An 11,296-nucleotide genomic window follows, 5' to 3' on the forward strand; every position below is an offset into this window, starting at 1 on the left:
ATGCATATAGGTTCATACCGAACGCTAGACCAGAAAAAGGCAGTCTGAATGAGCCATATTGTTGTGATCGGCGCAGGGCAGGCCGGATCGTCTTTGACCGCCAAATTGCGCAATTCGGGCTTTGACGGGGACATCACGCTAATCGGCGCGGAAGACGTGCCGCCTTATCAGCGGCCTCCCCTGTCCAAGGCGTATCTGTTGGGCGAGATGGAAAAGGAGCGACTGTTCCTGCGCCCCGAACAGTTCTACGCGGATCAGAATATCAAGTTGCGCCTAGGGGCGCCTGTCACGTCGATCAATCGATCTGCGAATACCGTTACGGTCAATGGTGAGATCCTGAACTATGACCAACTTGCACTTACAACGGGGTCAAACCCGCGCCACTTGCCTGCGAGCATCGGCGGCGCCCTGCACGGTGTGCATGTGGTTCGCAGCCTAGATGATGTCGACGCCATGGGCGCGGACATGGCGCCGGGCAAACGCGCCTTGATCGTGGGGGGCGGCTATATCGGGCTAGAAGCTGCGGCAGTTGCGTCCAAGATGGGCCTTGAAGTCACTGTGATCGAAATGGCTGACCGCATTTTACAACGCGTCGCAGCGCCGGAAACATCTGGCTATTTTCGCAAGCTACATACCGAACACGGCGTCGATATCCGTGAAGGCGTGGGGCTTGATCGGCTGTTGGGCGAGACGCATGTCAGCGGCGCAAGGTTGACAGACGGTAGCCAAATTCATGTGGATCTTGTGATTGTGGGCGTCGGCATCACCCCCGGTGACGCCTTGGCGGCCAATGCAGGCCTCACTCTTAACAATGGCATTGAGACGGATGCGCACGGCCGTACCTCCGACCCTAACATCTGGGCGGCTGGCGATTGCGCCTCGTTCCCGTGGCAAGGCGGGCGTATCCGACTTGAATCCGTGCAGAACGCCATCGACCAGGCCGAGCTTGTGGCTGAAAACATGATGGGCGCTGGCAAGGAATATGTGCCGATGCCGTGGTTCTGGTCGGATCAGTATGATGTCAAATTGCAGATTGCGGGCCTTAACACGGGATACGACAAGATAGCAGTGCGCCATACCGGCGACGCGATGTCCTACTGGTATTACAAAGGCGACAAACTGCTGGCAGTCGACGCGATGAACGACCCGCGCAATTACATGATCGGCAAGCGATTGATCGAGGCGGGCAAAAGCCCGTCAGCCGATGTTGTGACCGACCCTGATACCGACATGAAAGCTCTGCTGAAATGAGGATCATTGGCGGCACCCACCGCTCGGTCGCATTAACGCCCGTGGGCAAAGGGGACGAGGCCGGGCATTTGCGGCCGACCACTGATCGCATCCGCGAAAGCCTTTTCAACGTGCTGGCAGGTGGACGTTTCGGCGACCCTGTTGAGGGCGCGCGGGTGCTGGATTTGTTCGCAGGCACCGGAGCTTTAGGGCTGGAAGCCTTGTCGCGTGGGGCAGCACAGGTCTGTTTCATCGAAAAGGGCCGCGCAGGCTACAAGCTGCTAAGCAAGAACATTGCCAAGCTGCGAGCAGGCGAAGTCACCAATGCCCTGACATGGGACGCGACGCGGCTTCCCGCCAATCCCTACAAGCCGTTCAATCTGGTGTTTCTTGACCCCCCATACGGGAAGGATTTGGGCAGTGCCGCGCTAAAATGCGCCAAAGCACAGGGCTGGATCTCCGATGACGCGCTCATCGTTTGGGAAGAAGAAAGCCCCCAATCCGCGCCCGATGGTTTCGCTGTTCTGGATCACAAGAAATACGGCGCGACCCATATCACCTTCTTGGAAACCGCATGACGCCAGTGGAGTTTTTCTTTGACTGGAAAGACGTCAATCAAGCGGCGGCATCAAAGGCATTGGCACGCAATTACACCCCCAAATGGTGGGTGACACTTGCCTTGCTTTTAGGGGGCGTGGCTTTGGCTGTGCTCGTGGATCGCGCCCTATTTCGTTCCAGCGGAGGTGGCGGGCTCTGGGGTCTCTTGATCGGCATCTATCTCTGCATCGGCTGGAACGCGCTGCGCTACCGCAACATGAGAGATGGCATCAGCAACTCACCTGTACGTAAAGGCGGCGTCACGGTCGCGTTCGATCAAGACGGCTTTCGGGTTCGCACGGCCCTAACCGAAAACTGGTGCGACTGGAGCACGATCACAGCCATCAGACCGGTCAATGGCCTAATCGTTCTAGCGATTGGCGATGTGGAATATTTGCCGATCATCGACAGCGCCCTGCCAGACGGGATGACACGGCAGGCGATGCTAACGCTGTTGGAACAGCGCACTGGGATAACTTCATGAGCCAACCAACTGACCACTTCTGCCCCGGATGCGGCACCGCCATGAAGATCTTCCTGCGCTATCCATGGCACTTTTGCGACAAGTGCCGGAAGACTGCCGCAAGCGGAACGGGTCGCGTCGTAGAGTGCAGCAATGTCGGAATGTCAGGCGGCTTCCAATGGCGATACGCAGGCACCGACGAGTGGATGACTTGCAGAGGGCTGTATTGCCTGATCCAGTCACGCGACGTTTACCTGTCCGAAGCGCGGTTCGGAGGCATTGTGGCCCAACCGATCCTGTCGCACCAAATGCCCGAAGACACCAAGTCTTCCTTCCGTGACATGGATATCAGGAAAGACTAACGAAGAAGGCCGCCCCAGAATGGAGCGGCCCTGATCCAGTTATAAGCGGTGCTTACTGGCCTTCAGCAACAAAGGCTTTCGCATCCTCAACCAATGCAGCCCCATCGAGACCCTTCTCGGTCGCTTCGACGATCCACTCTGCGGTGACTTCCTCGCCAAGAGCTTTGATGCGCGCGGTTTCTTCTTCGGACAGGACGCCAATCTCGTTGCCGTCAGCAGTCATGACGTCCTTGCCGACAACGTCGCCTTCGTCATGGGCACGACCTGCCCAAGCAGATGCAAACGCGCCGGAATTGGCATCAATCACAGCCTTCAAATCATCGGGCAGGCTGTCATATTTCGCCTTGTTCATCGCCCAAATGAAATACAGGTTATAAAGCGCTTGATCGCCCGCAACGTCGGTGTGGCTGTCAGTCAATTCGTCAAGCTTCAGCGAAGGCGACATCTCCCAAGTGATCACGCCACCGTCGACAACGCCTTTGGACAACGCCTCTGGGAAAGCTGGAACGGGCATACCGATTGGCGTTGCCCCCATTTTGTCGAGCAGAAGGGTCGCAGGGCGCGATGGGCCGCGCAGTTTCAAACCTTTGAAGTCTTCAACTGTTTTGATCGAAGGGCCTTTTTTATGCACGATCCCTGGGCCGTGCATGTGAGCCGCGATCAGATGAACATCTTTAAAGTCGTCCATCAGATACTTCTGGGTGAACTTCCACGCGGCAACCGAAGCGGCTTCGCCGGATTTTGTCGTCATAAATGGAAGCTCCATCGCTTCCGCCTCTGGGAAACGGCCAGGCTGATAGCCAGGAATGACCCAGCCGCCATCTACTGCACCGTCGCGGATCAGGTCGTACTGGTTTGGGGCTTTGCCACCCAACTGCATGAATGGGTAGAGTTCGACCTTGATGCGGCCGTTCGAGTCTTTCTCGATTTTATCAGCCCAAGGCTGCATGAAATAGGTCGGGTTCGCTGATTTCGGGGACACGAAGTGCTGGAAGCGCAGTGTCACGTCCTGAGCAAAGGCCGCAGAAGCGCCCGCCAAAGTGAAAAGGGCGAAAGTTGTAGATTTCAGAAAGGTCATCTTAAGACCTCCTTTTGCAAGATCGGTTAGCAATGCTTTAGCCGCATCGCAGAATATATGTAAGCACTCTTCCTCCACTTGCAAGTCATTCGCAAAAACTTCTGCTAGATGTAGTGGTCGCGGGGATTGTTTGCACAAGAGAAATATGGGAGTTTCCCTCAAAATCGAGCAACTGACAAAAACAGGCGATCACCTAATGCAAGACCCGCAAAAGCTGCTGGCCGAGATTTTCGGATTCGACGAGTTTCGCCCCGGTCAGCGCGAAATCGTGAATGCCGTCTGCGAAGGCAGAAACACCCTCGCCATCATGCCAACCGGTGGTGGCAAATCGCTGTGCTTCCAGCTTCCCGCTCTCGCCCGCGAAGGATTGACCGTCGTCATTTCCCCGCTGATCGCCCTGATGCGGGATCAAGTGCGCGCGCTAAAAGCTGCGGGTGTGCAGGCCGGTGCCCTGACCTCTGGAAACACCGAAGAAGAAACAGATCTGGTCTTCGACGCGTTGCAATCTGGCACGTTGAAACTGCTCTACATTGCACCCGAACGCCTTGCGTCCTCCGGCACGCGCGACATGCTTGGCCGTGCGAACTGTACCATGATTGCCGTCGACGAAGCGCATTGCGTCAGCCAATGGGGCCACGACTTCCGACCGGACTACCTACGCATCGGCGAGTTGCGCCGCGCCTTGGATGTGCCGTTGGCTGCGTTTACGGCGACGGCCGACGCCGAAACCCGAGAAGAGATCGTCACCCGTTTGTTTGATGGCGTGCCTCCGGAAACGTTTATGCAAGGCTTCGACCGTCCCAACCTAAACCTTTCGTTCGAGGTCAAAGACGGTCCACGTCGCCAGATTCTGGACTTCGCCAACGCACGCAAGGGTCAGTCCGGCATTGTCTATTGCGGCACCCGTGCAAAGACCGAGACATTGGCACAGGCCCTACGCGAGGCTGGACACTCGGCCTGCCACTACCACGGCGGTATGGACCCCGAAGAACGCCGCGAGGTGGAGCGTCGGTTTTCGCAAGAAGATGGCCTCGTCGTTGTCGCGACGATCGCATTCGGGATGGGCGTCGACAAACCCGATATCCGCTGGGTCGCCCATGCTGACCTGCCCAAATCCATCGAAGGCTACTACCAAGAAATCGGTCGCGCGGGTCGCGATGGCACGCCTGCAGATACGCTGACACTTTACGGGCCAGACGACATCCGCTTCCGCCGCCAGCAGATCGACGAGGGCCTTGCCCCCGACGACCGCAAAGCCGCCGACCACGCCCGCCTGAACGCGCTATTGGGGCTGGCCGAAGCACTGGAGTGCCGTCGCAAGCCGTTACTTGAGTACTTTGGTGATACGGACATCACTTGCGGTAACTGCGACCTGTGCGAAAAGGCTCCAGAAACCTTCGACGGCACCGTGGCTGTCCGCAAAGCGCTGTCAGCGATCCTGCGCACTGGCGAATACTTCGGCGCAGGCCATTTGATCGACATCTTGTTGGGCAATTCAACCGACAAAGTGCAAGCCCGCGGCCACGACCAGCTGCCCACGTTTGGCATTGGCGGCGAATACGACAAACGCGGCTGGCAAGCTGTGTTCCGGCAGATGATGGGCCGCGACTTGATCCGGCCAGATCCGTCGCGCCACGGCGCTTTCCGAATGACCCAAGCTGCCCGTCCGATCCTGCGTGACGAGGCAACGATTACTCTGCGCAAAGACACCATCAAGAAGGGCGCGAACCGCCCAGCAATCAAAACGCTGGTCTCAGATGAGGACGCCCCGCTGCTCTCCGCCCTCAAGGCGAAACGTCGCGCCTTCGCAGAGGCCGCGCGCGTGCCAGCCTACGTAATTTTCAATGACAAGACGCTGATCGAGATGGCGGAAACACGCCCCGCGACCCTAGACGATTTCGCCCGCATTTCCGGTGTTGGCGCGAAAAAGCTGGAAAGTTTCGGCGCGGCCTTCCTTGAAGTCATCAACGGAGCACCGACGCCAGAGCTTCACCCGACCCGCCGCAAGCTGGCAGGTCGCGACAGCGGGGCGCTATATGACCAACTGGTCGAAGCGCAAACCAACCTCGCACGCGGGCCAGAAGGTTACGACAAACCACTAAGCTGTTCCTCCTCATTGATCGCAAAGGTGGCGGAAGTTAAGCCAAGTGACACAAACTCGATGGTCCGCCTTCTGGGTGACCGCCGTGCGGAGCGTTTCGGCGAGGCATTTCTAAATGTGCTTCGCGCCTCTTGAGGCCAACGGCCAGCCGACTAAGTTATCCCTCGAAGGAGCCGCCAAATGTTAACAGTGATTTCGCCCGCCAAGAAACTGGATATGTCCGCCGTGGACGTAACCCCGACCCTGCCGGAGTTTCAGGCCGACGCAAATCAACTGGCGGCTGTGGCGCGCGATCTGTCCGTGGACGACCTGCGCAAACTGATGCACATCTCGGAAAATCTGGCGGTGTTGAATCGTGACCGTTTCCGTGCCTTCGCCAAGGCCAGTACGCCAGACAACGCCAAAGCCGCGATGTATATCTTCGCGGGCGACACCTACACCGGTCTCGAGGCCAAGAGCCTTGATGCGGAAGAGGTTGCCTTTGCCCAAGATCACCTGCGCATTCTGTCCGGCCTGTACGGTTTGCTGAAACCGCTGGACGCGATCCAAGCCTACCGGCTGGAGATGGGCAGCCGCCTTAGGACTTCGCGCGGAAAGTCGCTCTATGAGTTTTGGGGAAGCACTATCAGCGAGGCCCTGAACAAGCAGGCGCAAGAGATGCAAACCGACACATTGGTGAACTGCGCAAGCCAAGAGTATTTTGGCGTTGTTAAACCCGACGCCTTGACGCTGAACGTGGTGACGCCGCAGTTCTATGAGGACAAACCCGGTGGGCCGAAGATCGTGAGCTTTTTTGCCAAGCAGGCGCGCGGGGCGATGGCGCGGTTCATCATCCAAAATCGACTGACGAATCCGGAGCATCTGCGCGATTTTGATATCGGCGGCTATGCCTACCAGCCCGAACAGTCCACACCAGATCGCCCCGTTTTCCTCCGCGCCGAAGCCGCTGCTCAGGTCTTCAAAGAAGCGTCGTAAGCCACCAACTCGACGGTATTGCCATCAGGGTCGCGGGTAAAGATCCCGCGCCAACCGGCCCAGTCGAAGTCCTGAACGGTGTAGTCCTGCCCCAAATTGTCATACCACGCGCGTACCGCGTCTTGCTGATCCACCGGCAGGCTTAACGCCAAGTGATGTAGTGTGGAGGTCGTGCCGCCCTCAACCATGTTTTCTGAGCCGCCCAGCGCCTTATCGAATAGCGCTAAAACTGTAGTGTGGCCCGCGACGCCGTCGGCTATTCGGAAAAAGGCAATACTGTCTGAATACTCGCCTTCCATCGGGACCAGACCAATCACATCGCGATAAAATGCGACCATGGCAGGGAAATCCAGGCAACGGATGGCGACTTCGCCTAATCCGGCCACTGCAAAACCTCGTTCCAAATCACCATCCTCCGTCAAGAATACCATGCGATAGGCCTAAGGCAGGTTTTGCCAAGCCCGCAAAAACATCTTAGTCTTGCGTTAACCGTTACAAAACCCGCAGGCCAACATTGGCGCAATAGCGGGGAACAACATTAAAGCGGGGGCAGAGGACACAGATGAGCAATACACGACGCGCATTCCTGCTCGGCACTGGCGCATTGGCGGGCGCATACGCGACGCGCCGCTACTATACGACCGCTGACCCGTCAGGTCGCGTATTGGGCGGCCTGACGGACGACCCGCTTATCCTGAACGATGCGTCCGAGTTGTCGCCGACGCGCGTCGCCAAGCACCTTACACTTAGGGACAAGTTCGAGGCAGCACAGATTGATGCACTTCGGGCTGAACTTGTGGACGCGAAGCGTGCCGGCCGACCTGTGATCGCCTCCGCCGCGCGGCATTCTATGGGCGGGCAAAGCATGGCCGTCGCAGGCACGACCATTACCATGGATCACGAATGGGTGGAGATGGACAAAACTGCGCTCACCTATCGGTGCGGTGCGGGCACCCGTTGGTCCACCATTATTTCCAAGTTGGATGCTGAGGGCTTTTCCCCAGCTGTCATGCAATCCAACAACGATTTCGGCGTGGCGTCTACCTATTCCGTCAACGCCCATGGCTGGCCCACGCCCTATTCGGGCATGGGGTCAACCGTCGTGTCGCTAAGGATGATGCTGGCTGATGGAACCCACATCAGCTGTTCGCGCGACGACAACGCCGACATCTTCTTCGCGGCGATGGGTGGCTACGGGCTACTTGGAATTATCACCGACATGACCATCAAAATGGTCGCGAATACCCGACTACAGCCGACGTTCGAGAAGATGGACGCAGAGCTATTCGGCCCTCGCTTCGTGCAGGCCGTCAAAGGCGAAACTGGTGTGCAAATGGCCTACGGACGGCTGGACGTCAGCAAAGACCGCTTTTTTGAGGGCGCAATGATGATCACCTACCGCCCCACCCAAGACCAAAGTGATCTACCTCCTGCTCCCGGCTCCGGCTTTCTCTCCAAAGCCGCGCGATCCGTATTTCGCGCGCAGCTTGGCTCCGACAGCGCCAAGCACCGGCGCTGGTGGTTTGAAACGGGTCTGGGTCCATGGATCGGTGGGGGTGAGACGACACGCAATACACTGTTAAACGAGCCGGTGATCACGCTCGATGATCGCGACGACACCCGCACAGACATTCTGCACGAGTATTTCATCGCCCCTGACAAGTTTGCAGGTTGGGTCAGCGCCTGTCGCGAGGTGATCCCGTCCAGCTATCAAGAGCTACTGAACATCACACTGCGCTACGTCGCTCAAGATGGTGAAAGCTGGCTTAGCTATGCGCCCGCTGATCGGATCGCCTGCGTGATGCTGTTCTCTCAGGAAAAGACCCATCGCGGCGAAGAAGACATGAAGCGAATGACGCAAGAACTGATCGACCGCACGCTGGACCTGGGTGGCAGCTACTACCTGCCCTATCGGCTTCATGCCCGCCAAGACCAGATCATCAAGGCCTATCCCGGCCTGCGCCCATTCGTGGCCAAAAAGCGCGCCATGGATCCCACCAACCTGTTCCGCCACGCGATGTGGGACACCTACATGGCACGAGGCTAACCCAATGACCACATTGCGGCTTATCACTTTAGGGTACTTCGTCTCACTGATGATTGCGGCGTCGCTGAACTACCTGCCTGTCGCCGGTATCATTGACGACCAAGGATACGCGTTTGGCATTTTCGCTCTGGATGTTTTCGATGATCTGCTGCATCTGGCCTCCGCTTTGTGGGCATTGGCAGCCGCACTTATATCGCACCGCGCCAGCCGCATTTTCCTGACATATTTCGGCGCACTCTACTTTGCCGACGGGCTGCTTGGACTCGCCACCGGTTCGGGCTTTCTGGACGCGGGGATTTTGATTTACGGTTTCTATGAGTATCCCAGCTTCTTGATAAAGCTGGCCGCCAACGTCCCGCACCTGGCGCTTGGGGGTGTAGCCTTAGCCGCCGCCTATTTCGGGCGCAAATGAAGCGGTTTCTGAAATGGCTTGGTCTGGCGCTTCTTGCGCTGGTCCTGCTGATTGCAGGCCCAATCGCCTACACCGAAACGATGTGCCGCGGCACGCCGCTGGAACAGGCCGAGGCGAGATATATCACCGATCCCAACTGGCAACGGGCCGAAGCTCGGACTTACCTGACCTACCCCGAATGGCACATCGTCTATGCCTATGAGGGCTACGCCGAAGTCTTGAAGCGAGCCGATCCGCATGATTTCCCTTATCTCCAAGCTATCACCGGCTTTTGGTCGTCGCTTTGCGCTTTGACTGAGAAGGCCGACGAACTGGGCCCGGCGGGCACCGACACCAAACTGACGATCTACACGATCGGCGCGAGCTTCACGTTGGAGATGCTGTTCAAAGCCGCCTACGAGGAAACCATTGGGCGCGTCGCCTCTTGGACCTCCGACACCTCGCCGCAAGACAAGGTCGAGATGGCAATGGCCGCCGACTACGCCATCTTCCTGCAGGAAATCCCGTGGTACAAATACGACTTTGACGCATGGCACACCAAGCTGATGGCCGCCCCCACCGAAGGGCTTCGCTCCTACGAGCGTCGCATCGCACTGGGCATAGAATGGAAAGCCAAAGCCGCTTACGCCCGCGTCATCGCAAAAGCTGCAGGCGCGGTTGGCGTGGACGAATTGCGGATGCGGGTGGCTGTAAGCGGGATCGCACCAAAGGACATCGAACGATATGACGGCTGGCGGGTTATTGACGACACCAATCCCTTGCTAATCGAAGTGCCACGGTATCGCCCGTTCACAAAAGCCGCGCGTGACTTTAGCCAAAAGTCAGAGCAAAAATTCGTAGAGATCGCTGGAAATGATGACATTCTAATCAGCGTCATTCATCACCCGCACTCGGAATTCATTCCCGAAATCAACGTGCTGTCCACCACCGCACGCGTCGGGTTCCCGGATGATGCCCGGAGTCTCATTGCTTTGAAAGTGTCCGATCTCGGAAGCGCTTTGCCTATGATGCCCGCTGCGCTCGAACATATATACGATTACTAGATGCGCCCGTTTCTAATCATATGCACCCTCGCTGCCACTTGGTTCGTGCTTGCCCTAGGCTCCATGTTGACAGGAACGATCTCAACAGCAGCTGTTCCGAAAGGGACGCATGTTCCGGCGAATATCGCGATAATCGGGTCCGCTCCCGGCCTTCTCATAGTACGAAGTGACGATCCGGATTATGTCCGCGAGTTGTATCGAGCCGGCGCGACGATAGTGCTTCCGGCGCGCAAAAAGACCTGTCTCGCGCTACAAAGCTAACAGCCGAAAAACCCGCAATCGCGATACTTCAAGACCACTTCGAACGTCTCGGGCAGGGTTCCAGACGGCTGAAGGATTTCAAGCGTTGGAATTACCAGCTCAACCATCGTGCCATCCTCAGAGATTGCACCGTTCGAGCTCTCGATTTCCAAGCCGCGCAAGCGCACCACTATCTCAGACCCTTCCAAGCCGTTGGTAATCATGCTGAACATCGGGTTGTCAGCCGTCAGCTCTGCCGGCTTGCCTTCGATATTTTCGAAATCCAATGGCAAGCTGATCTTAAGCCGTTCGTCGTCCAAGCGGACAAATTCCATTTCGCTGAAGAACGGGTCTTCGGTCTTGGCCTCGTTGGCCTGTTCTATCGCCTCATCTATCGTCATGGTATGGCGGGAGGTGCAGGACACGCTTTCAGGCGTTTCGACTTTTTCCGAGTTTGGAGGACACAAAGCGCCAGCTTGCGGCCCCATCATCTGCATCATGTCGAAAAGCTGACGCCCCAGAATCATAGTCGTCTCGGAGGTGATAACTTCGTCCTCACCAATGGTCGCGTCGGATTCAACATCCAGACAGGCCGCGAAGGGCAATACTAAAATAAGGGCAAATTTGCGCAACGACATCAGGTTAGGCCTCCAGAACGGTTTGGCTGGATAATGCCTGTGTTGCAGCGGCTTGGAAAGCGGAAGCGGTGGAGCGCCCCGGCAATTCTGCCAGGGCGATTTCTTCGGAG

Annotated in this window: 12 protein-coding genes; 9 read left to right on the forward strand and 3 right to left on the reverse strand. The window is 57.4% G+C overall.

Annotation, left to right across the window (positions count from 1 at the left end):
* The first annotated feature begins 48 nt into the window (after nucleotides 1-48).
* Genes BM352_RS02310 through BM352_RS02325 form a run of 4 tightly spaced genes read left to right on the forward strand, consistent with a single transcriptional unit; the run spans nucleotide 49 to nucleotide 2,652 of the window.
* Nucleotides 49-1,251: an NAD(P)/FAD-dependent oxidoreductase gene (locus BM352_RS02310; RefSeq protein ID WP_090211998.1), complete on the forward strand. Its 1,203-nt coding sequence runs from the start codon at nucleotides 49-51 to the stop codon at nucleotides 1,249-1,251.
* On the forward strand, nucleotides 1,248-1,808 hold the full coding sequence (gene rsmD / locus BM352_RS02315; RefSeq protein ID WP_090212001.1) for a 16S rRNA (guanine(966)-N(2))-methyltransferase RsmD: 561 nt from the start codon (nucleotides 1,248-1,250) through the stop codon (nucleotides 1,806-1,808). The genes BM352_RS02310 and rsmD overlap by 4 nt, the downstream gene beginning before the upstream one ends.
* Nucleotides 1,805-2,311, forward strand: coding sequence for a hypothetical protein (locus BM352_RS02320; protein ID WP_090212003.1), 507 nt, complete (start codon nucleotides 1,805-1,807; stop codon nucleotides 2,309-2,311). The genes rsmD and BM352_RS02320 overlap by 4 nt, the downstream gene beginning before the upstream one ends.
* The gene (locus tag BM352_RS02325) at nucleotides 2,308-2,652 is read left to right on the forward strand and encodes a hypothetical protein (protein WP_090212006.1); all 345 of its coding nucleotides are present in this window, start codon (nucleotides 2,308-2,310) and stop codon (nucleotides 2,650-2,652) included. Before BM352_RS02320 ends, BM352_RS02325 begins: the two co-directional genes overlap by 4 nt.
* A 52-nt stretch (nucleotides 2,653-2,704) precedes the next feature.
* On the opposite strand, the gene BM352_RS02330 is transcribed toward BM352_RS02325, so the two are convergent.
* Nucleotides 2,705-3,730 carry a TRAP transporter substrate-binding protein gene (locus BM352_RS02330; RefSeq protein WP_090212008.1) on the reverse strand — a complete coding sequence of 342 codons (1,026 nt, stop codon included), beginning with the start codon at nucleotides 3,728-3,730 and terminating at the stop codon, nucleotides 2,705-2,707.
* 196 nt (nucleotides 3,731-3,926) lie between these two features.
* Between BM352_RS02330 and recQ the strand changes: the two genes are divergently transcribed.
* Nucleotides 3,927-5,966 (forward strand): DNA helicase RecQ, encoded by a 2,040-nt coding sequence (gene recQ, locus BM352_RS02335; RefSeq protein WP_090219778.1) that lies wholly within the window; start codon nucleotides 3,927-3,929, stop codon nucleotides 5,964-5,966.
* A 45-nt stretch (nucleotides 5,967-6,011) separates the two neighbouring features.
* Nucleotides 6,012-6,806: a peroxide stress protein YaaA gene (gene yaaA / locus BM352_RS02340; RefSeq protein WP_090212010.1), complete on the forward strand. Its 795-nt coding sequence runs from the start codon at nucleotides 6,012-6,014 to the stop codon at nucleotides 6,804-6,806.
* Here yaaA and BM352_RS02345 read toward each other — a convergent pair.
* A complete protein-coding gene (locus tag BM352_RS02345; protein ID WP_090212012.1) occupies nucleotides 6,782-7,237 on the reverse strand; it encodes a VOC family protein in 456 nt (151 codons plus the stop codon). The genes yaaA and BM352_RS02345 overlap by 25 nt on opposite strands.
* Nucleotides 7,238-7,368: 131 nt before the next feature.
* Between BM352_RS02345 and BM352_RS02350 the strand changes: the two genes are divergently transcribed.
* From BM352_RS02350 to BM352_RS02360, 3 genes are read left to right on the forward strand one after another with little or no spacing between them, the layout of a single operon-like run.
* Nucleotides 7,369-8,853 carry an FAD-binding protein gene (locus BM352_RS02350; RefSeq protein ID WP_090212014.1) on the forward strand — a complete coding sequence of 495 codons (1,485 nt, stop codon included), beginning with the start codon at nucleotides 7,369-7,371 and terminating at the stop codon, nucleotides 8,851-8,853.
* Between the two features lie 4 nt (nucleotides 8,854-8,857).
* Entirely contained in the window at nucleotides 8,858-9,265 is a 408-nt protein-coding gene (locus BM352_RS02355) for a DUF4383 domain-containing protein (RefSeq protein ID WP_090212017.1), read from the forward strand.
* Nucleotides 9,262-10,308, forward strand: a complete 1,047-nt coding sequence (locus BM352_RS02360) for a hypothetical protein (RefSeq protein WP_090212020.1) — start codon at nucleotides 9,262-9,264, stop codon at nucleotides 10,306-10,308. The genes BM352_RS02355 and BM352_RS02360 overlap by 4 nt, the downstream gene beginning before the upstream one ends.
* Nucleotides 10,309-10,565: 257 nt before the next feature.
* Here the strand turns inward: BM352_RS02360 and BM352_RS02370 are convergent, their stop codons facing one another.
* Nucleotides 10,566-11,186, reverse strand: a complete 621-nt coding sequence (locus tag BM352_RS02370) for a hypothetical protein (protein WP_090212026.1) — start codon at nucleotides 11,184-11,186, stop codon at nucleotides 10,566-10,568.
* Between the last annotated feature and the right edge of the window lie 110 nt (nucleotides 11,187-11,296).

The sequence above is a fragment of the Litoreibacter janthinus genome, from assembly GCF_900111945.1.
Lineage (GTDB): Bacteria > Pseudomonadota > Alphaproteobacteria > Rhodobacterales > Rhodobacteraceae > Litoreibacter > Litoreibacter janthinus.

Bases quoted from the DNA above. Each gene is read 5' to 3' on its own strand.
- BM352_RS02325 (WP_090212006.1), top strand. From the start codon at position 2,308: ATGAGCCAACCAACTGACCACTTCTGCCCCGGATGCGGCACCGCCATG.
- BM352_RS02330 (WP_090212008.1), bottom strand. From the start codon at position 3,730: ATGACCTTTCTGAAATCTACAACTTTCGCCCTTTTCACTTTGGCGGGC.
- BM352_RS02310 (WP_090211998.1), top strand. From the start codon at position 49: ATGAGCCATATTGTTGTGATCGGCGCAGGGCAGGCCGGATCGTCTTTG.
- recQ (WP_090219778.1), top strand. From the start codon at position 3,927: ATGCAAGACCCGCAAAAGCTGCTGGCCGAGATTTTCGGATTCGACGAG.
- BM352_RS02370 (WP_090212026.1), bottom strand. From the start codon at position 11,186: ATGTCGTTGCGCAAATTTGCCCTTATTTTAGTATTGCCCTTCGCGGCC.
- rsmD (WP_090212001.1), top strand. From the start codon at position 1,248: ATGAGGATCATTGGCGGCACCCACCGCTCGGTCGCATTAACGCCCGTG.
- BM352_RS02355 (WP_090212017.1), top strand. From the start codon at position 8,858: ATGACCACATTGCGGCTTATCACTTTAGGGTACTTCGTCTCACTGATG.
- BM352_RS02345 (WP_090212012.1), bottom strand. From the start codon at position 7,237: ATGGTATTCTTGACGGAGGATGGTGATTTGGAACGAGGTTTTGCAGTG.
- BM352_RS02320 (WP_090212003.1), top strand. From the start codon at position 1,805: ATGACGCCAGTGGAGTTTTTCTTTGACTGGAAAGACGTCAATCAAGCG.
- BM352_RS02360 (WP_090212020.1), top strand. From the start codon at position 9,262: ATGAAGCGGTTTCTGAAATGGCTTGGTCTGGCGCTTCTTGCGCTGGTC.
- BM352_RS02350 (WP_090212014.1), top strand. From the start codon at position 7,369: ATGAGCAATACACGACGCGCATTCCTGCTCGGCACTGGCGCATTGGCG.
- yaaA (WP_090212010.1), top strand. From the start codon at position 6,012: ATGTTAACAGTGATTTCGCCCGCCAAGAAACTGGATATGTCCGCCGTG.